Source organism: Phaeobacter piscinae (assembly GCF_002407245.1).
GTDB lineage: Bacteria > Pseudomonadota > Alphaproteobacteria > Rhodobacterales > Rhodobacteraceae > Phaeobacter > Phaeobacter piscinae.
Genome location: NZ_CP010681.1, coordinates 124,134 through 143,659 on the forward strand (window position 1 = coordinate 124,134; position 19,526 = coordinate 143,659).

The window sequence follows — 19,526 nt, forward strand, 5'->3', positions numbered from 1 at the left end:
GAGTGGGATTGAATCGCGGTTATCCGCTTCGCATCAGGCCCGGCACCACATGCGCCGGACCTGAGAGAAGGATACGATCAGTTGCGCACCGGGATCGGCAGATCATCGATGCTCAACTCGCGAACCAGCTCGGGGATCGCCCATTCGACATCATCTTCGACGCGTAGTTTGAAGTGATACATCGGCTGTAGCGCCTGATGATCTTCAGCCCGGAATTGCATGGTGCCCTTCGGGGTTTCCCACTCCATGCCTTCCATTGCGGTGATCAGGGCTTCGGTGTCGGTAGACCCGGCTTTCTTGATGGCTTCCACAGCCGCGATACCTGCGGCCATGCCGCCTGCGGTGAAGAAATCCGGGGGGCTGTCAAACCGCTCAAAATGGGTTTTGACGAGCCAGTCGTTCACAGGATTGTCGGGCAGCTCATAGTAGTAGTAGGTGCCGCCTTCCATGCCAGCGAAATCCTTGAACCCTTTCAGAGCGGCAAGGATGTTGCCGACGCCGGCAAACTCAATCCCGAAACGGCTGGGATCCATGGCGTTGATTTTGGCCCAGGGGTTGCCGCCACCGGCCCAGATGATGAAGAGCTTCTTTTCGCCTTCGAGATCCTTCATCGCGTTGAAGATCCGTTCCCCGGCCGCCGTAAAATCGGTGGTGTCGGTCGGTGCGAATTCTTCGTGGACGATCTCGTGACCCTGCGCGGCAAGGGCTTCGCGGAAGGCGGCGATGCCGTCGCGGCCAAAGGCGTAGTCCTGTGCCAGCGTTGCGATATGCACGTTGTCCCCGGCCAGAGCGATGGCGCTGGCTACGGCATCCTGAGAGGAGTTGCGCGAGGTCCGGAAAATATAGCGGTTCCAGTTCGACCCGGTAATGGAGTCAGCAACCGCGGGCTCTACGATCAGCAATTTTTCGTATTCCTCGGCGACCGGTAGCATCGCCAGCGCAACGCCGGAGCTGACTGGCCCAATGGCCAGATCGACCTCATCATCGCCATAAGCTTCCTCGAGCAGGGCTTTGCCATTCTCGGGCTTCAGCTGCGTGTCTTTTTCGATCACCACGATCTTCTCGCCGTTCACCTCCATGGTGCCGCCGGTGGCGTATTCCAGCCCCAGCATCAGACCGTCGTGTGACTGTTTGGCGTAGGCTTCAAACGGGCCGGTTTTGCCATAGACATGGGCGATTTTAATATCAGCAAAGGCGGCGGTGGCTATAGCTGACGTCAGCGTCAGTGCGGAGACCATCCCCGCAGCAAATGTGCGTTTCATCCTGTAACTCCCTCGTGGCGCGCCAAGTTATCTGGCGCGGTCTCGCTCCTGTCGTGGCAGGCTAGCGGCGGGGTGTCAAACCGGTCAATTGCGCGAAAATACGTATTTTCTCACGCGGTTTTGTCTCTTGGGGTGCCGGTGGCTACTTCGATGTCCAGTTCGTGGCGAGGGCGCGCGCGCTCTGCGCCAGCAGCATAACGTCAATCCCGACGGCGAGAAACTGCGCTCCCATGTCGAAATAGGCCTGTGTGGCCTCGGGTGAGGTGCCCAATATGCCCGGCGCCTTGCCTGCGGCTTTGATCCGCGCCAGCGCGTCGGCAATCACGGCGCGCACCTCCGGGTGAGCGGAATTGCCCTGATGTCCCATATCCGTGGAGAGGTCGGCGGGCCCGATGAAGATACCATCAATACCCGGCACCGCCAGAATTTCGTCGAGATTTTCGATGCCTTTACGGTTTTCGACCTGTAACAGTAGGCAGATCTGCTGATCGGCGGTCTGAAGATAGTCGCTGGTCGTTCCGAACAGCGTCGCCCGTGCGGCTGTCGCGCCGACCCCACGGGTGCCATGTGGCGGGTACTGGCAGGCGCGCACGAGTTCGCGGGCCTGATCTGCGTCCTCCACGATGGGGACCAGAACGGTTTGCGCACCGGCGTCCAGCACCTGTTTGATGATCCATGTCTCCCCCACCGGCACGCGCACCACCGGATGGCTGGCCGATGCTGCCAGTGCCATCAACTGATCCCGAATGGAGCGGATGTCATTGGGGGCATGTTCGCCGTCGATCACCAGCCAGTCAAAGCCACAGGTCCCCATGATTTCGGCGACGGCCGCTTCGCCAAAACTCATCCAGCAGCCGATTTGACGATCCCCGTTGGCCAGCGCCTGTTTGAAGGTGTTTTTGGGTGCGGGCATGGGAACTCTCCGGTTTGGATTGGGCGCGATCGCTTGTGTTTGTTCGGGGCGGTCACGACTGAGGAAAAAGGTATCGCCCCGCGCTGCGGCTTGTCCAGCGGCCACGCATCAGCCTCGGCGGAGCGGGTTGGTCGGTGCTATAGCGTTCGGGCGATTTCAGTGATGACATCATGTGCCATCATGACATCGGCTTCGGTTGTTTCAAATTGCCCTGCCTGAAAACGGATCACCAGAGCGCCATCGACGCGGGTCTGGGTCAGGTAAATGCGGCCATCGTCGTTGATCGCATTCACCAACCGCAGATTCAGATCGTCCAGATCCTTGGCTCCATCGGGCTGATACCGAAAGGACCAGAGAGACCACATTGGCGGCGTCACGATCTCGAAATCAGGCTCTAACTGGAGCCGATCATGCAATTGCTGTGACCATGTCACATGGTTGCGCAACCGTTGGCGCAGCCCTTCCAGACCGTAGGTCCGGATCAGGAACCAGATTTTGAGCGCACGGAAACGGCGGCCCAGGGGCACCGACCATTCAGAGTAGTTGATGATGCCGTCTTTGCCATGGGTTTTGAGATATTCGGGGCTTATGGCCAGCGTTCGGACCAGATCGTCGGGATTTTTCAGGAAATGGGCGGAACAATCAAATTGCACCCCCAGCCATTTGTGCGGGTTGAAAACGATGCTGTCTGCGCGCTCAATTCCGGGCCAGTAATGGCGGTATTCGGGGCAAATCATGGCGGAGCCGGCCCAGGCGGCATCCACATGGGTATAGAGACCATAATTTTCAGCCACATCGAGTATCTGATCGACCGGGTCGGTGGCGCCAACTCCGGTGCCTCCGACACAGAGGATGACGCCGGCGGGCTGGTGGCCGGCCGCGATGTCGGCCTCAATTGCTGCGGTCAGCGCGTCCGGGTCCATGCCGCGCCAGTCCCCTTTGATCGGAACACGGACAAGATTTTGCTGGCCGATACCGGCAACCCAGATGGCACGATCGACGGAGGTGTGCACCTCCGAAGAGCAGTAGATGCGCAAAGTCTTCTGGGAAAATAGCCCCTGCTCATTGCCCTGCCAGTTCAGCGCCTTTTCCCGCATCGTGAGGACGGCTGCCAGGGTGGCGGAAGAGGCACTGTCCTGAATGACGCCCTGAAACTCTTCTGGCAGGTCAAGCGCCTGGCGCAGCCAGTCCATCATGCGGGTTTCCATTTCCGTCGCCGCAGGAGAGGTCTGCCAGAGCATGCATTGCGGCGCGATGGCAGAGGTGAGGAATTCCGCAAGCACCGATGGGGCAGCGGCATTGGAGGTGAAATAGGCAAAGAACCGTGGATGCTGCCAATGGGTGATTCCGGGCATCACAACGGTTTCAAAATCGGCAAAGATGGTCTCCATGCCTTCGCCAGCTTCGGGCGGCGTGGCGGGAAGCGCATTCAGAACGTCACCGGGTTCGGTTCTGGCGCGCACCGGCCTGTCACCAACCGTCTGATGGTAGTGTTGGGTCCAGTCGGCAATCTTGCGACCCCAATGGGAAAAATCAGACCAGTTCATTGTGCCGTCCTTTGCGCTGAGAGGGGAAACCCATGAGACACCATATGATTAACATGTGTATTAAAATCTGTCTACTTTGGGGAATTATATCAATAGATGCGATTGCTTGAGCGTCATTTCGCTCGCCTTTGCGGACGGCTCCCTGATCGTTCCGTTTTCAGAAGCACTCTCTTGCTGGCGCCAGCATTGAAGATTTGCCTTTGTGCGCCGGGGCGGCGATAATTGGCCATGACCAAGCAGTTACCAAGCACTGACCGATCTTTGCCCATCGCCCTGCTGCGCGCCCGCGAGCGTGTGATGGGCCCTATCCGCGCGCTGCTGAGCGATGCCGGTTTGACGGAACAGCAGTGGCGCGTGCTGCGTGTTGTTCAGGAAACCGGAGGGATCGACCCTACGCAGATTTCTGAACGGGCCTGTCTTCTTCTGCCAAGCCTGACACGCATCTTGCAGAAGCTTGAGGATAAGGGGCTGATCCAGCGTACGAAGGATCAGATAGATCGCCGCCGCCAGGTTGTGAGCATCACACCGGCGGGGACACAGGTCATTGACGATAATCTGGATGCAAGCCTTGCCGTCATTCAGCGTACCCGTGCCCAAATGGGGGAGGATCGCTATGAGGCGTTGCTGGATTTGCTGAACGAGCTGCATCAATTGGACGAATAGGGGCCTATTCTACTGCGGTGACAGCAGCATAATTTGGACATCGGCTACATTGGTGCCGGTTCCGCCTGTTATCAGGAGATCGCCCGCCAGCTTCAACGCAGCGTTGCTGTCGTTGTTTCTGAGGAGGGCCTCGGGATTGCCGCCGTTGTCACTGATCCGTTGCCAGGTACCGCTGTCGACAATACCGCCCGCCGCATCTGTCGGACCGTCACGACCATCGGTGCCTGCGGAGAGGAAGGTCCAATGCTCTTTGAGGGCACGAGGCCCCAGGCGGGCAACGTGCAGTGCCAGCTCTTGGTTCCGCCCGCCACGACCGCTGCCAGTCAGCTGCACTGTGGTTTCTCCGCCAAAAATCAGCGCAGCAGGGTGACCGGATTCGTGTGCTTTGGTTGCTGAGAGAATGGTCGTGGCCGCCGCTTCAACATCTCCCGTAAGCGCATCGTTGATGATATGTGCGGCCCAGCCATCGCGCTTTGCCTGATCGCGCACGGCAATCAGGCTATGGCGGTTCGACCCGATTAGATGGGCTGACGCCACGCTGGAGTTCGCGGGCGATTGCTGCGGGTCTTCTGGTGTTGCCAGATGGGTTTGAACCGCGTGAGGCAGCGCCTCCCACAGGTTCTGGGACAGAAGAAAATCGCGCGCCATTGCCCGCGCGCCCAGTGGTGCCACCGTGGGGCCCGAGGCGATGGCTCTCAGATCATCGCCGATGACATCCGAGAGAATATAGCTGAACACCTGTGCGGGCTGCGCCGCGCGCAACAGGCCGCCGCCCTTCAGCTCCGACAGTTGCTGGCGGATCAGATTCATCTGGGTGATGTCGACACCGGCCCCGAGCAGCAGATCCGTCACAGCGGTTTTGTCAGCCAGCGTGAGACCTCCCGCTGGCGCGACCGCCAGAGCGGAGCCGCCGCCCGATATCAGCGCGACGACCCTGTCCTTGGCGTTCAGATTGCTGAGTGCCGCGCGTAGGGCGGCCCCCGCAGCCAGGCTCATGTGGTTCGGAACAGGGTGACTGCCTGCCAACACCTCGACATCAGGTAGGTCCGCAACATTCTCTGGATTGGTCACAGCGATTGCACGATCCGGGGGCGGCAGCATCTCTATCGCCTGACGCATCATGGGAATCGCGGCTTTCCCAAGGGCGACAAGGATCAGGCGTCCCCCCGGTTGCGGTAGGGCCGGTGGGTGTTTTCGCAGGCTCTCGGCCAGTGCCATGGCGGGGTTGGCACGGGCAACAGCCACTGCAAAGAGGGCGCGGGCAGTCCTGCGCAGATCAGCCATCCTGGTGGCCTGCAGCGAACGTCGGCCTATGGCGCAGCTGCCTGCGCGGCCCCTGTGGGGTGATGGTGTCCAGCGACAACGTATGATCCATGTTACGCATACGATGGCGCAACATCTGTCGCGTCAGCCGGGCCAGATCGCGTTGATAGTCGGGGTGCTCCGCCACGTTAACGGCTTCGCCCAGGTCATCGTGATCAAACAGCAGGGGCGGCAGGTCGGCTGCAAACTCGACCAGTGTGAAGCGCGCATCGCGCAGAATCGCAAGGCAGGAACAGCTCGCATCCGTGCCCAGATGTTGCTGCCAGATGCTAGGGCGCTCAGGCTCTGCGAAATCCAACTCCGAATAGCTGTAACTGCGCCAGTTGTCTGGAGTGTTTCCGGCAAGCAGCGGCAGCAGGGAGCGCCCGTCCATTGCGTTAGGAATAGGCTGGCCCACGCAGTCCAGAATGGTCGGTGCGAGGTCGATGGATTCGGTGATATCATGCACCACAGCGCCGGCGCGCGCTGCGTTGCCCGGTTGGCGAATGATCAGAGGCGTGTGATAGGCCGCCTCATAAACCGAGAATTTCCCCCAGCTGTGCCGATCGCCCAGCATTTCCCCATGATCTGCGCTGAGCACCACAAGCGTGTTCTCCAGCTGGCCGCTGTCGCGGAGGTACTCCATAACCCGACCGATATGGGCGTCGACCTCGCTGGCAAGACCCAGATAGATCGAGCGAAGCGTCTGGATTACTTCGTCGCTGGGCTCCAGATCGGGGAACCCTTCAACAAAGGACGCCGGGGAGGCGGCGCGGGTGGCTGGATCAAAAAATGGATGAACCGCGCGCTCGTCCTCAACAGTGGCAAGACGGTGCGGGAGCGGCAGGGACGCGGGATCATACATCCGGTTGTAGGGGGCAGGCGCAACAAGCGGTGGATGCGGGCGTATATAGGTCAGATGCGCGAACCAATTCTGGTCGCGGTAGCCGGGCAGCGTTGCCAGAAATCGGTCGGTCAGAAATGCGGTGTCACTGTCCTCAGCCCGATACGGAGCCGGATCGTTAAGACGCGGGGCATCCCCGGTTGGCGATACCGGTTTGTAGATGTCCCAGTAGCGGTCGAATGTGTAACCTTTGTTCAGAAGATGCGCGCGCCATGGATGCGACATTTCCATCCGCATCTCCAACATCTCATGAAACCCGCTCATCGGGTATTCGTATGTTTGCATCGCCGGGTCGCTTGGGTGGTGGACGCGGGGATCGTGCGAGGTGTCGGTATACCCAAACAGCATTGGCAGATAGCCTGCCTTGCGCATCTCCGAGGCGAGGTTCGGTGTGTCATGCCGCAAGGGGGTGCCATTGCGGACGGAGCGGTGGTTCATCGCATACTGGCCGGTCAGGATAGAGGCACGCGACGGACCGCAGGGGTTCACAACTGTGTAGTTCTTCTGAAAGGTAACGGCATCCCCCATTAGCGCGCGAAGATTGGGCAGCGCCACATGCTCCGCTAAGGCACCAAACAGGCAGTCGGCCCGCATCTGATCAATCAGGATGAACAGGACATTCCTGCGCTGGTCTGAACATCGGCTCATAGAGATCTTCCTCGCGGCAATTGACGCCAGATAAGCCCGAAAGTGTCTTCGTGGCAAAGGGTTTCCGGGCTCAACACCGTCGAAATTGACCGATAATGTGGGTTTTTGTGTTTTCCTGTTTGATTTTTTCGATTGAGCTGTGGTTCACTGCCCGGCAGATTCACCAGTCCTGTACAGAGGTTTCCGGGTGCCAGCAGACCAGAAAATGTCCCATCGCGAGCTTGAACTGCTAGAGGCCTTGCGCCGTCTGGGCGGTTCGGCGCGCAGTGGCGAACTGGCTAAGGTGCTGGGCGTTTCGGAAGAAACCGTGCGGCGCACGATCAAGGCACTGGCCAAGCAAGGGTTGGTACAGCGCGTCCATGGTGGCGCCTATCTGAGTGGGCCGGATACGGCGGATAGTTTTTATCGGCGGATCTCGAAATATACCGAAGAAAAGCAGAGTATCGCCGCCGGAGTTCTGCCGCAGATCACAGACGGGATGGCGATCTTTCTCGATGTGGGATCCACCACAGCGTTTGTCGCAAAGGAACTGCGTCGCCGCGCCAATCTGACAGTGGTGACCAATTCTATTGGCGTCGCGCAGACACTGGCCAATCACAACGGCAACAGAGTTCATTTCCTCGGCGGAGAAATCCAAAGCAATGAACGTGGCACGTTTGGCTATGTTGCCGAACAGCAAGTACGCGCATTTGCATTGGACCTGGCGGTGTTGTCGGCTGATGCGTTTTCTGCCAAACACGGCGCCCTCTACCACAGTGCGACAGAGGCCCAGCTTGCGGCGGTGGTTGCGCAGGCCGCCGAACGGACGCTGTTGTTACTGGCCCATCCGAAATTCGATGACATGGCGCCGCACCGGGGGCCGCAACCGGAGATGCTGGACCTGCTGATGACTGATGCCTTACCGGGCCGAAAGTACCGCCGTGCGTTGGAGACCTGGGGAATTGACCTTGAACTGGCGCCAACGCGGGACGCTGACGCGGCGAGCGAGGTGAAGGCAAAGAAACGGGCCCCCTCAATGGAGTGAGCCGCGCGAACAGTTGCGCAGACGGAGTTCCGTTGAGCGCCAAAATAAAGATCGGCAGCCGTTAGAGACTGCCCGACAGAAGGAAAAGACACGAGCCTATGGCCATATTGAGCTTTCTTACCAGCCTCGCCGGTGCTGTCATGCTGCTGCTTTTTGCGGTGCGTATGGTGCGCACGGGCATTGAACGCAGCTATGGTGCCACGTTTCAGCGACTCCTGACTGAACAGCGCAGTCTTGTGCAGGCCAGCTTCGTGGGTATTGGCATGGCCATCGTTCTTCAAAGCTCGGCCGCGGTTGCGTTGCTGACGTCCGGGTTCGCGGCTGGGGGGCTGCTGTCCTTTGCCTCCGGGTTGGCGATTGTGCTGGGCGGGGATCTGGGCTCCGCGTTGATCATTCAGCTTCTGTCGTTCCGTCTGGACTGGTTGGTGCCGGTGCTGCTGGCGGTTGGTGGCTATCTGTTCGTCAAGGTTGAGGCGAAAAAAGCCCGTCAGATGGGGCGCATCCTGATGGGGATTGCGTTCATCTTGATTTCTTTGCGTTTCCTGCGTGAGGCGATGGACCCGATCCGGGAAAGCGCGTTTTTGCCCGCGATTGCAGAATACCTGGCGCGGGACTACATCACCGCGTTCCTTGTCGGGGCTGCACTCGCCTTTGTCATGCACTCCTCGGTGGCGGCTATTTTGATGTGTGTCACCTTGGTGCAGATTGATGCGATCCCCTTTGCGGCTGGCCTGTCTTTGGTGTTGGGTGCGAATTTCGGCTCTGCGTTCATTCCCGTCTGGCTGAGCCGCGGGATGCCAGCGCCAGGGCGACGAATACCGCTGGCCAATCTGGGGCTGCGCGGGACTTGGGCCGTGCTGTGTCTGTTTGGTGTCAATATGGCGTTGCGAGCCGGTGTTCTGGGCGCGCCTGAGGGCGGGCAGACGCTGGTCTATGCGCATTTGCTGTTCAACACATCGCTACTGATTTTGGCGCTGCCCTTCTGCGGTATGTTGCACGGTGTGCTGACAGGTCTGGTGCCAGACCCGGCGACGCCGCAGGATACCGCGCATGGGATGCCTGTGAGTGTGCTGAATACCGACGATTATCGGCAGCCCAATCAGGCGATCAGCAGTCTCAAGCGGGAGTTGTTGCGAATGTCGGATCTGGTCAGCGCCATGTTCCGACCCGTTCCAGACCTCTACCAGCATGGTGACCGCACTCAGATCAGGGCGGTGCAGGCGTTGGACCGGGAGGTGAACAATTGCCTGTCAGGTATCCGGAGTTATGTGGCGGGCATGCCGAGCGAGGGGTTCGGCAAGGAAAACGCCAAAGTGGCCCGCGACTTGGTGGAATATGCCATCCGGCTCGAGACCGCCGGGGATGTAGTGGATGAACGTCTCGCCACCCTTGCCACGTCAATGCACAAGAAGGGCGTGCGGTTTTCGAAAGAAGGCTGGGCGGAGATCACCCGTATGCACGAGGTCATTGTCGCCAATATGCAGCTGGCCTCCAACGTGCTGATCTCGGACGATCTGGAAAGCGCGCGTCTGCTGAGCCTTGAGAAGACCGAGGTGAAGCGTATGGAACGCGACAGCCGCAAACGCCATCTGCGCAGACTCCAGAGAGGGGCCGCGGAGAGTTTCGAGAGTTCTGATATCCATCTTGAGACCCTGCGCGCACTGCGGGAATTCAACAGCCATATCGCTGCCATCGCCTATCCGATTCTCTATCGGAACGGGCAGTTGCTGGAAACGCGTTTGATACAAGACATGCCTGCCGAGGAAATGGACTGATGCCTCCCCGCAGCGACCTGCCAGATCTGAAAGCCTGACATGACTCCATTTGTGATCGCCATTATCCTGTCGGCTGCGTTGCTGCATGCGATCTGGAATGCCATTGTCAAAACCGCAACAGATCGGACCACGACATTGGGGTTGGTCGCGCTGGGTCATGTTCTTCCCGGGGCGGTCATGGTGGTGTCGCTGCCATTACCTGCGGTGGCGAGCCTGCCCTATATCGGCCTCTCGACCGTCGTGCATTTCGGGTATTTCTACATGCTGGGGCGTGCCTATCAGCATGGCGACCTGAGCGTGGTCTACCCGATCGCGCGCGGAATTGTGCCTGCATTGGTTTCGCTCTGGGCGATGATTTTCGTGGGAGAAATGCTGCCCTTACAGGCTTGGTTCGGGATTGCGCTTATTGCGGTGGGAATCCAACTCAGCAGTTGGAAAGCGCTGCGATCCGGTGTTGGGCGGGGTGCGCTATGGTACGCGCTGGGCACCGGATTCTGCATTTCGGTATATTCGTTGGTTGATGGTGTCGGGGTGCGACTGTCACAGAATACCGTCAGCTACTGGGCTTGGGGTGCCTTTTTGCACATCTTTGTCGCGGTGTTTGTCATCCTGCGAAAGCGAGAGACCTTGCCGGGATTGCCGCTTAAAGTTTGGGCATTGGGAATTGCGGGCGGTCTGGTGTCGATGTGCGCGTATGGGTTGGTCTTGTTTGCTAAAAACTTTGCGCCGCTGGGCGCGGTCTCGGCCTTGCGCGAAACATCGGTCATCTTCGCCGCGCTGATTGGTTTCCTGATCCTGAAAGAGGGCAATTGGAAGCGCCGCCTCGGGGCGGCTGTCCTGATGGCGGTCGGGGTTGCGCTTATCGGCATGGCGGTTTGAGCAGTCCGGCGATTTTGTGAACGCTTCCACAGTGTTGCAGCGTTGACGTGAGGGGCCTTCGAGGCGCAGACTGATCGGTGTGAAACAATATGAGAGTCGGCATCATCATCGAAAAGCGGGTAACCGCTTTGGTCTGATCGTTGACGGTGGAGCGCTAAAACTGGCCCCATAAGTGTCTTTGCCCGACATCGTCTGGCCTTATCGAATTCTGAATCTGTCACTGTAGCAACAGGAGTGCGTTCCGCAGAGTTTCACCACCAAAAGCAAAAACAAACGACCAACAGTTCCATAGGGAGAAAAACAAGATGACTGCAAAGTCCAAAGTAACCCGCCGTTCCATTTTGAAAGGGGCAGGCGCGGCAGCGCTGGCAGCACCACTCTATTCCAAGAGCGCCCTGGCATCCTCCGGTGAGATCAACATTCTGATGTGGTCCGATTACCTGCCGCCCGAGTTCATCGCCGGGTTTGAGGGCAAGACCGGGATCAAGGTGAATTACACCGGTATCGGGTCGAACGAAGAAATCATCAACAAGATGAAGGCGACGAAGGGTCAGGGGTTCGATATCGTTTCGCCGACCAACAACCGGTCCCTGCAGTGGGGGCCGCTGGAGCTGCTGAAGCCATTCGATCTCAACAAGGTCAATATGGATGCGGTGAACCCGGCAATGGCCAAGATCGGTACCGACGCCTGGAACTTCGACGATGATGGCGCGCATTGGTTGCCGCATATCTGGGGCACTGAGGGCATCGCCTACCGTACAGACAAATGGCTGCCTTCCGGGGATGCGCCGTCTTACGGCGATGTCTGGAGCGAAGAAAACGCAGGCAAAACCATGGGTCGCGCGCATTCGATGATGCTGGGCGCAGGTCTCTATATGGAAGCCTCCGGTGAAATGGAGCCGGGCTCAATCTGGGCGGCCTATGATGACGAAGAGACCATGCGCAAGGTCTGGGGCCAGGTCACTGATTGGTGCGTGGCGCGTAAAAACCGCATCAAGCTGATCTGGAACGACGCGGATTCGCAGAAGAATGGTCTGCTGAACGAAGGTGTCGTTGTTGGCCAGACTTGGGATGGTCCGCCGCTGGCGCTGAAATCCGCAGGCGAACCTGTGCACTATCAGGCGCCGGTTGAAGGGGCGATGGCCTGGGTCGACGGGATGTCGATGCCGGTTGGTGCCAAGAACGAAGAGCAGGTCTATGCGTTCATCGATTATGCTTACGAGCAGGAACCTGCGGGCAAGGCCATCGACAGCCACGGCTACAACTCACCGGTGCTGAAGGCCGATGATTACTCCGGCGATGTCTATAAGAAAAACTTCGCGGAGGCCTATCCGGGCAACAGCCTGGCCAATCTGAACCCTTGGCCTGCTGAGGCTCCCTGGTATGCGGATGTGCGTACCGAATTCGTCAACAAGTTCAAGAGCGCCTGATTACCTGATCGCGCGACCCTATCTGGCTCCCGTTTCATGCGGGGGCCAGCCACACGCCTGAGGGCGTAAATTCAACATATTATCAACCGGATGCTATCTGCATCGGCCGGGGGTTCGCCTCCGAACGGACGGTTGCACCGAGGGAGAGGCCACATGAGTGCTGGGGTAGGCGTAGATCTTGAGAAGCTCTGGATCCGCTTTGGAGATTTCGTTGCTGTGCGCGACGCGAATGTCAAAATCAATGGGGGCGATTTCTTTTCGTTCCTGGGCCCGTCTGGCTGTGGCAAGACGACCATCTTGCGCGCGGTGTCCGGGTTTCTGGAGCCAAGCGAAGGCAATGTTCTGATCGGTGGTAACAATATGCGCGGGATTGGTCCGAACAAGCGTCCAACCGCCCTGATTTTCCAAAATCTTGCGTTGTTTCCGCTGATGAAAGTCTGGGAAAACATCACGTTTTCGATGGAAATCAGGGGGGCTTCGGCCAAGGAGCGTCGCAAGCGCGCAGATGAGCTGCTGGATATGATCGCGCTGCCGGGGCAGGGCGACAAACTGCCTTCGGAGCTTTCTGGTGGCCAACGTCAACGGGTTGCTATCGCGCGCGCGCTATGCGCCGAACCGGATGTTCTGTTGCTGGACGAACCGCTGTCAGCGCTGGATCTGAAACTGCGTCAGCACATGCGGACGGAGCTGCGCGAGATTCAGCAACGTGTCGGCATCACGTTCATCTACATCACCCACGACCAGGGTGAGGCGCTGACCATGTCAGACAATATCGCCGTGATGCGCGCCGGGGTGATCGACCAGATCGGCAATGGCAAGGCGGTCTACAACGACCCCGCAACAGCCTTTGCCGCGTCTTTTGTGGGCGAAAACAACGTATTCCGGGGGAAGGTCAAGCGGGTGATGGGCAATGAGGCACTCATCGCGACCAACCGGTCGGGTGATCTGGTTGCACGAATTTCCTCTGCCAATCAGGGCAAGATGAAAGAGGGGGATGACGCGATGATGTTCATTCGCCCGGAGGCCTTTGCCCTGGCACCGCAGGGCGCCACTGGCGACCATGTGGTCAGCGCCAAGGTCAACCACGAGGAATTTGAGGGCAATGCCTTCAATATCTTCATGGAGGGCGACGGGGGCAAGGAGTTGAAGGTTTCAATCCCCAACCTTGGCCAATCCTTTGAAGATCACACAGGCCAGACAATCACCCTGGAATACGAGACGCAGAACGCTGTCATCGTACCCGCGGGTGAATTGGCCGCAGAATAAGGAGGCCCGGACCATGCCAAGATTCCTGAGGGAATTTTTCAATCGCAACGGCTATGGGCTGGGCTCTGTGATGTTGGGGCTCGTCCTGTTCTGGACGATTGGTCTTATCATCCTGCCACAGCTGTCGATGCTCGACTTTTCATTCCGGCCAAACCTGCCGCCGCCAGAAATCGGCGGGCCGAAAGATGTCTATACGCTGGAGAACTACAAATATCTGGTTTTTGGCCCCGAGGGCGGCGGTCAGGATTATAATGCGGTGGATCTGCGCGTGTTCTTTCGCACGCTGGTCGCGGCAGTCTGTGTAACACTGTTCAATCTGATCCTGTGCTATCCGATTGCCTATTATCTGGCGCAGACCAAGGGCAATCACATCCGCATCTTCGCGTTGATGCTGATCATTCCCTACTGGATCAACGAAATCCTGCGGGCCTTTGCGCTGCGTATCATCTTTGGCGAAAGCGGGGTCTTGAACACCGCACTGGTCGGGATGGGAGTGTTTGACACCCCGTTTGATTTCATCCGGAACGATATCGCGCTTTATGCAGGGCTTGGGTATGCCTACATCCTGCTGATGATTTTCCCGATCTACAATGTGATCGAGAGTCTGGACCGCAACCAGATTGAGGCTGCCCGCGATATGGGGGCCAGTTGGACCAAGATCCATCAGCGCGTTGTCATCCCCTATGCCAAGCCCGGTATCAGCTCGGGTTGCACTATGGTCTTCATGTTGTCGGCGGGCGCATTGGCTGCGCCGCAGATCCTTGGCGGGCCGTCGTCCCTGTGGTTCACACAGCTGATCTATCAGCAGTTCAATGACAACAGCGACTGGCCACAGGGTGCTGCCTATGCAGTTGTTCTTCTGGTGACCTGTATCCTGTTGGTTCTGGCCGTCATGCGCCTGTTCAAGGTGAACATGGGAGATATCGGCAAATGAAAAACCTCTCCTTTCTGCGTCTGAGCGTCTGGTTCTATCTGGCGATTTTCTTCGCCTACCTGCTGGGGCCGCTGGTGATCATGTCGGTCACGGCGTTCAACTCACCTGGATTTCCGCAGGCGACGCCATGGGAATGTCTGACATTCGAATGGTTTTCGGCGCTGTTCCAGGACGAACGTATTCTGAACGGGATCAAGAATTCGATCCTGGTCGGGGCGGGTACCGTCGTGTTGTCGGTTGCGATGGGCCTAGCGGGGGCGCTGATGCTGACCCAGATCTGGCCAAAGCTGCGTGCCACCTATTACACGGTAATCATCGCGCCAATCCTGATCCCCGGTGTGGTGATTGGTATCTCAACACTGGTGTTCTGGGATCGCATCAATCGCATGGTCGGGCTGGGGGCAGATAGTTTCCTGTCGAACGGTCTGTTTCTGACCATCATTGGTCAGTCCACCTTTATTGCCAGCTACTGCATGCTGGTGCTGGTGGCCCGTCTGCAGCGCTATGATATCGCGCTGACCGAGGCAGCGCTTGATTTGGGGGCCACCCATGCGCAGGCGTTCCGCAAGGTGCTGCTGCCGTTCATGAAGCCTGCAATTGCATCAGCAGCGGTCCTGGCCTTTCTCGCCAGCTTCGAGAACTACAACACCACCACCTTCACCTTCGGAGAATATCCAACGCTCACCATCGAGCTCGCGCAGAAGGTGCGCTATGGCATCACACCGGCAATCTCTGCCCTGGCATTCATTATTGTTGTGCTGACAGTTTTTGCCGCGCTGTTCAACGAGGCGACAATTCGTCGACGGGAACTCGTGGCGGCTGCGCGTAAGGATGCGACGGTAGAAGAGCTTGAGAGCGGTCGTCTGCGGCTTCCGGGGTTTCTCAGTTCCAACTGGGCAGCTCTCGGGTTGGTTGGGGTTGCCTGTTTCACCATCGTGATTGTCGGAACTGCGACTGTTTATAGCCCGGCCCAATGTATCGCGGAGGTCAAAGAGCAGAAGCGCCTGGAAACGGAGTTGCGTATTCAGGAACTGCGCCAGCGTCGCGCCGATGAAGCGGCCCGCCGGGCTGCGGAAGAGGCCGAAAACGGTGCGTCTGATGCTGGTGGGGCAACAACATCTGAGCCCGCGCCCAGCGGTGGGAACAACTCTGGCTTCGGCGGGGTCTTTGATCCCAACGCGCTCGGGGGCGGTGATGCAGCTACATCCGACGGCGAAGACGAAAGCAGCGCTCCAGCGCCCGCGACAGGCGGCAGCTCCGCCTTCGGAGGGGCCTTCGATCCAAATGCGCTCTCCGGTAGTAACACGTCAGACGACAACTGATACGTCGTCATTGCCAACAACAAACCTGCCCAGGCCTCATGCTTGGGCAGGTTTTTCTTTGTGCAATGCCTTGGTTACTTGCTGGAACAGCGGGCCTGGGTCAGCCGAGGCGCGCCCGGGCGGCAACCGTGGGTCGGACAGGCGCCTGGACAGACCCGAATCGGCGCAGCTTGTGCCAACCTGTCAGCCGCCCTGTTAGGATCCGCCACAGCGAACGGTAGACATTTATAATCAGAAGCTGGCGGTAAATGAATCTGTTCAGCAACAGCAGCAACACCATGGACCGCGGCATGGTCGGCTCTGACCGCACGGCATAGTCGGCCATGATCATTTCCAGCAGCGGCAATGCCAGGAAGATAGAAAGCACGGCGCAATCGCGCATTGTGAAGGCATCAAAGGTGGTTCCATCAAAACTGGAAACAAACCGCACCAGCATGAGCACCAGCAACAGGTCGATGATCGGGCCAAGCAGGGGCATGATCACCCCAAAGATCACAAGATCGGTGAGGCCGACCAAGCCGACGGCGTGCCCCTTGCGGATGGTGCTGCGATGCTTCCAGGCGGATTGCAGAATACCAATGGACCAGCGCATCCGCTGTTTCATCAGGGTGCCAACAGAGGCTGGCGCTTCGGTGTAGGCATAGGCACGCTCGGCCGCGCGGACCTCATAGCCCTGCTCCAGAAGCGATATCGTCAGATCGGTGTCTTCCGCCAAAGTCTGGCTGGAGTAATAGCCGCATTTGCGCACTGCTTCAGTGCGCCAGGCACCAAAGGCGCCGGGGACCACCATGATCGCATTGATCGTCTCATAGGCACGACGGTCAATGTTCTGAGCAACGGTGTATTCCAGCTTTTCCAGTTTGGTCAGCAGGTTGTTCGAATTGCCCACCATGATCTTGCCGGCGACAGCGCCGACCTTGGGGTTGCGCAGGGGCTGCATCAGACGGCGGATTGCATCCGGTGCGACGATAGTATCGGCGTCGATCGCGACGACATAGTCCGTTGTCACATGCGAGAAGGCAAGATTGGCGGCCTTCCACTTGCCGCCATTGGGTTGGCGCAGGATCTGGACGTTTGGATTGTCTTTGTAGGTCTTGCTCACCAGCCCATGTGTGTCGTCGGTTGATCCGTCATCCACCACCAGCACCGACAGATTTGGATAGTCTGATTGAAGCACACTGTAGATTGTCTTCAGAATGCTCTTCTCTTCGTTGTAAGCGGGGATCACAACCGTGACCGGGGCGGAGAAATCACCCGTACGATGGCGCAGGTCGGCACGGTCGGCTCGGCGGGACCGGATCGCCATTACAAACAAAACAAGTGCACGAATGACCCCGAGCAGCACCGCGAAGGGCACCAGGAAGGCCACCCATGTTGCGCTATTTCCAAAACCGGTGAAGGCAAGCGCCTCAAACGGTTCGAGACTGGCAGCCTGACGGGTTTCATAGGGGCTGCCGACCCCTGCCATGGCTTGTTTCAGTGTCAGAAACTGATAGCCGCGCGCCTTCAGCTCAGGGATCAGCAGGCGCAGTGCGCTGATCGTGTTGCTGCGGGCGCCGCCGCCGTCATGCAGCAGCAGGACCTGACCGCTGCCATCCAATGCGTCCAGCGTGTAGTCAACCAGTTGCTTGGGGCTGAGGCTGCGCCAATCGGGCGGCACGATATCGGCACCCAGAAGGTGATAGCGCTGGTCAATGATGGTCTTCAGCCGGCGCGCTAGATCGCCCTCAAGCGGTCCGGGACCGCGCATGTAGGGCGCGCGAAACACCACGGGTGTGCGGCCTGTCAACCAGGAGAAAATCCGAGACTGCAACGCCAGTTCCACCTGAACTCGCGCCGGAGAAGATCGGTCAATCCGAGGATGAGAAAAGGTATGGAGGCCAAAATCAAACTCGGACCGAGCCAACGCATCAACGACGTTCTTTTGCTCGAACATCTGGTTACCCACCATGAAGAAGGTTGCGGGCACCTTGGCATCGCTGAGGATATTGAGGATATCCTGCGTGTGGTCCTGAGCGGGTCCATCATCGAATGTAAGAAGGATGGATTTGTCTGGAAGGGTACCGTAGCGGTTAGCAATGACTGGCAGCGGCAATGGATCAGTGACCGCATCGGTCACCATCAGGGTTTCGGGATCCCGTGTCACATGGCGACGTCCGAAGACCTCTTTTTGAGTGAATCGCAAAAAAGGCCCCACGCCGCGATATGAGACAAAGCTGTTCAGATCAATGTGGCGTAGCGTGTTAAAAGCACTGTCCGAAAGAATGTCTTCTTTGGCGAGCAGGGGCCAGATGGAGGGATCTTCCTGCCCCAAACCCCAAATGGCGACGCCGTCGATGCCAGCCTCCGCAATGCTCAAAAGCTGGCTGTAATGGCTGACGGCATCGAGATACCAGATCATGTTCCGCTCGCCGTGTGTATCCATGTAGGAAATCAATCCATGGCCTTTTTCAGGCGCGTAGCCTGCAAAGGCTCCGTATTGATCCGCCTGAGACATGGCATCTGCGTAGCTGATGAATTCAGGTGCGGGCGCGCCAGTTGTCCAATGGACGCCGCCGGCCGCCATGCCGATCACCAGCTTGTCTTTGGGAATGGTACTGCGCGCGCGTTCCAGCACAGTCTGGAACCAGTCCAAAGGTGCGGGTGACTCTTCATATATTCCAAGCCGATAGCTGTTCTGAACCGCCGGTAAAATGACCCGGTCAGGTAAGGCGACCCCGTAGGAAAGGGCCTCAATCTGATCAGGAGCAATGACGGCGCAGGACTCAAGGTTTCTGGCCGAGAAATCATCCTGCACGCCATTCAATTGGGTCAGCGCCTCTCGTAGGTTCTGCACCTCCAACCGGCGCATATCGAAACATAGACCGGACCAACCGTGCCGAGTTGCGAGTTCAGCGGTTTTTGACCAGTGTCGGCTACTGTCTTCCTCAAGCGCGCTGGCCTGAACATGCATCAACGGCTGGATGGGATGATCGCCAAACGGATTGGTTCGTACGACGTAAGGTGTACCAAATTCCTGATTGCCGGATTGCAGCCAGTCGATCCCTTCGTCACTGATGATCAACCACTCCGGAACAAACACATTGATTGTGTCGCAGGTCCGTTGAACGGAATTGGATACGTCTTCCAGATCGGCCGTCACAAAAGCATATAGTGTTGAGGGGTTATTACTGGCGCTGCGGGCCTTGGGAGGGGGCGTCTGGCAGCTGTTTCTTGTCGCCGTTGCAACGCTCGGATCATCGCTGTCCAGCTGGTCATAACCACCATCACCTTCAAGACTGTCGTTTTGCGGCAGGAACCGGCGCCAGTCTGGGTCGATTGTATCTGCCGGTCGGTTGGACTGAAACAAGGGACGCGCGAGTTTGAATTCAGTGATGACGCTCTGCGTGACCGCGATGATCATTGCCGCGGCCAGTGCCAACCCCAGTGCAATAAACAAGGCAGCCAGGAACGGACGTGTTGCATTACCAGCTTTGAATATCTGTCTCTGGGCGTCGGTCGAGACGGTCATCTCGGCCGGTAGAATTTCGGTCGGAAATGTTTTGTGCACACGAGCTGCAGACTCAGAAGGCATTGCTCTGCGTTTCCCTACCCTTGGTGCCGTCCGATTTTTGGTCGTCGTATGCATCGCTTGCCAACCCGTTCAAATAACGTGTT

14 protein-coding genes are annotated in these 19,526 nt (G+C 58.3%); 8 read left to right on the forward strand and 6 right to left on the reverse strand.

Annotated elements, in window-relative coordinates:
* Positions 1 to 77 precede the first annotated feature (77 nt).
* The 3 genes from phaeop14_RS00530 to phaeop14_RS00540 all read right to left on the reverse strand — a co-directional run bounded on the left by phaeop14_RS00530 (position 78) and on the right by phaeop14_RS00540 (position 3,722).
* The gene (locus tag phaeop14_RS00530) at positions 78 to 1,262 is read right to left on the reverse strand and encodes a substrate-binding domain-containing protein (protein ID WP_096788432.1); all 1,185 of its coding nucleotides are present in this window, start codon (positions 1,260 to 1,262) and stop codon (positions 78 to 80) included.
* Positions 1,263 to 1,404: 142 nt separating this feature from the next.
* Entirely contained in the window at positions 1,405 to 2,175 is a 771-nt protein-coding gene (locus phaeop14_RS00535; protein ID WP_096788433.1) for an HpcH/HpaI aldolase family protein, read from the reverse strand.
* Between the two features lie 137 nt (positions 2,176 to 2,312).
* Positions 2,313 to 3,722 (reverse strand): pyridoxal phosphate-dependent decarboxylase family protein, encoded by a 1,410-nt coding sequence (locus tag phaeop14_RS00540; protein ID WP_096788434.1) that lies wholly within the window; start codon positions 3,720 to 3,722, stop codon positions 2,313 to 2,315.
* A 228-nt stretch (positions 3,723 to 3,950) separates the two neighbouring features.
* Between phaeop14_RS00540 and hpaR the strand changes: the two genes are divergently transcribed.
* Positions 3,951 to 4,385 (forward strand): homoprotocatechuate degradation operon regulator HpaR, encoded by a 435-nt coding sequence (gene hpaR, locus phaeop14_RS00545; RefSeq protein ID WP_096788435.1) that lies wholly within the window; start codon positions 3,951 to 3,953, stop codon positions 4,383 to 4,385.
* Positions 4,386 to 4,394: 9 nt separating this feature from the next.
* Here the strand turns inward: hpaR and phaeop14_RS00550 are convergent, their stop codons facing one another.
* A complete protein-coding gene (locus phaeop14_RS00550; protein WP_096788436.1) occupies positions 4,395 to 5,669 on the reverse strand; it encodes a glycerate kinase type-2 family protein in 1,275 nt (424 codons plus the stop codon).
* Positions 5,662 to 7,239 (reverse strand): sulfatase-like hydrolase/transferase, encoded by a 1,578-nt coding sequence (locus phaeop14_RS00555; RefSeq protein WP_096788437.1) that lies wholly within the window; start codon positions 7,237 to 7,239, stop codon positions 5,662 to 5,664. Before phaeop14_RS00555 ends, phaeop14_RS00550 begins: the two co-directional genes overlap by 8 nt.
* 205 nt (positions 7,240 to 7,444) lie before the next feature.
* On the opposite strand from phaeop14_RS00555, the gene phaeop14_RS00560 reads away from it, so the two are divergent.
* The 7 genes from phaeop14_RS00560 to phaeop14_RS00590 all read left to right on the forward strand — a co-directional run bounded on the left by phaeop14_RS00560 (position 7,445) and on the right by phaeop14_RS00590 (position 15,869).
* Positions 7,445 to 8,263: a DeoR/GlpR family DNA-binding transcription regulator gene (locus tag phaeop14_RS00560; protein ID WP_416010700.1), complete on the forward strand. Its 819-nt coding sequence runs from the start codon at positions 7,445 to 7,447 to the stop codon at positions 8,261 to 8,263.
* A gap of 98 nt (positions 8,264 to 8,361) precedes the next feature.
* A complete protein-coding gene (locus tag phaeop14_RS00565) occupies positions 8,362 to 10,038 on the forward strand; it encodes a Na/Pi cotransporter family protein (RefSeq protein ID WP_040178068.1) in 1,677 nt (558 codons plus the stop codon).
* Between the two features lie 39 nt (positions 10,039 to 10,077).
* Positions 10,078 to 10,917 (forward strand): DMT family transporter, encoded by an 840-nt coding sequence (locus tag phaeop14_RS00570; RefSeq protein ID WP_040171594.1) that lies wholly within the window; start codon positions 10,078 to 10,080, stop codon positions 10,915 to 10,917.
* Positions 10,918 to 11,222: 305 nt separating this feature from the next.
* A complete protein-coding gene (locus phaeop14_RS00575) occupies positions 11,223 to 12,347 on the forward strand; it encodes an ABC transporter substrate-binding protein (RefSeq protein WP_040171592.1) in 1,125 nt (374 codons plus the stop codon).
* Between the two features lie 153 nt (positions 12,348 to 12,500).
* Positions 12,501 to 13,613: an ABC transporter ATP-binding protein gene (locus tag phaeop14_RS00580; RefSeq protein WP_040171590.1), complete on the forward strand. Its 1,113-nt coding sequence runs from the start codon at positions 12,501 to 12,503 to the stop codon at positions 13,611 to 13,613.
* Between the two features lie 13 nt (positions 13,614 to 13,626).
* The gene (locus phaeop14_RS00585; RefSeq protein ID WP_040178065.1) at positions 13,627 to 14,547 is read left to right on the forward strand and encodes an ABC transporter permease; all 921 of its coding nucleotides are present in this window, start codon (positions 13,627 to 13,629) and stop codon (positions 14,545 to 14,547) included.
* The gene (locus phaeop14_RS00590; RefSeq protein ID WP_096788439.1) at positions 14,544 to 15,869 is read left to right on the forward strand and encodes an ABC transporter permease; all 1,326 of its coding nucleotides are present in this window, start codon (positions 14,544 to 14,546) and stop codon (positions 15,867 to 15,869) included. Before phaeop14_RS00585 ends, phaeop14_RS00590 begins: the two co-directional genes overlap by 4 nt.
* Positions 15,870 to 15,969: 100 nt before the next feature.
* Here phaeop14_RS00590 and phaeop14_RS00595 read toward each other — a convergent pair whose 3' ends face one another.
* The gene (locus phaeop14_RS00595) at positions 15,970 to 19,419 is read right to left on the reverse strand and encodes a trifunctional glycoside hydrolase family 18/polysaccharide deacetylase/glycosyltransferase family 2 protein (RefSeq protein ID WP_244905791.1); all 3,450 of its coding nucleotides are present in this window, start codon (positions 19,417 to 19,419) and stop codon (positions 15,970 to 15,972) included.
* Positions 19,420 to 19,526 lie beyond the last annotated feature (107 nt).

What these genes read in the sequence shown, in the direction of transcription:
- phaeop14_RS00570 (WP_040171594.1), top strand. Translation starts at nt 10,078, where the DNA reads ATGACTCCATTTGTGATCGCCATTATCCTGTCGGCTGCGTTGCTGCAT.
- phaeop14_RS00575 (WP_040171592.1), top strand. Translation starts at nt 11,223, where the DNA reads ATGACTGCAAAGTCCAAAGTAACCCGCCGTTCCATTTTGAAAGGGGCA.
- phaeop14_RS00565 (WP_040178068.1), top strand. Translation starts at nt 8,362, where the DNA reads ATGGCCATATTGAGCTTTCTTACCAGCCTCGCCGGTGCTGTCATGCTG.
- phaeop14_RS00535 (WP_096788433.1), bottom strand. Translation starts at nt 2,175, where the DNA reads ATGCCCGCACCCAAAAACACCTTCAAACAGGCGCTGGCCAACGGGGAT.
- hpaR (WP_096788435.1), top strand. Translation starts at nt 3,951, where the DNA reads ATGACCAAGCAGTTACCAAGCACTGACCGATCTTTGCCCATCGCCCTG.
- phaeop14_RS00560 (WP_416010700.1), top strand. Translation starts at nt 7,445, where the DNA reads ATGTCCCATCGCGAGCTTGAACTGCTAGAGGCCTTGCGCCGTCTGGGC.
- phaeop14_RS00530 (WP_096788432.1), bottom strand. Translation starts at nt 1,262, where the DNA reads ATGAAACGCACATTTGCTGCGGGGATGGTCTCCGCACTGACGCTGACG.
- phaeop14_RS00555 (WP_096788437.1), bottom strand. Translation starts at nt 7,239, where the DNA reads ATGAGCCGATGTTCAGACCAGCGCAGGAATGTCCTGTTCATCCTGATT.
- phaeop14_RS00585 (WP_040178065.1), top strand. Translation starts at nt 13,627, where the DNA reads ATGCCAAGATTCCTGAGGGAATTTTTCAATCGCAACGGCTATGGGCTG.
- phaeop14_RS00540 (WP_096788434.1), bottom strand. Translation starts at nt 3,722, where the DNA reads ATGAACTGGTCTGATTTTTCCCATTGGGGTCGCAAGATTGCCGACTGG.
- phaeop14_RS00590 (WP_096788439.1), top strand. Translation starts at nt 14,544, where the DNA reads ATGAAAAACCTCTCCTTTCTGCGTCTGAGCGTCTGGTTCTATCTGGCG.
- phaeop14_RS00580 (WP_040171590.1), top strand. Translation starts at nt 12,501, where the DNA reads ATGAGTGCTGGGGTAGGCGTAGATCTTGAGAAGCTCTGGATCCGCTTT.
- phaeop14_RS00550 (WP_096788436.1), bottom strand. Translation starts at nt 5,669, where the DNA reads ATGGCTGATCTGCGCAGGACTGCCCGCGCCCTCTTTGCAGTGGCTGTT.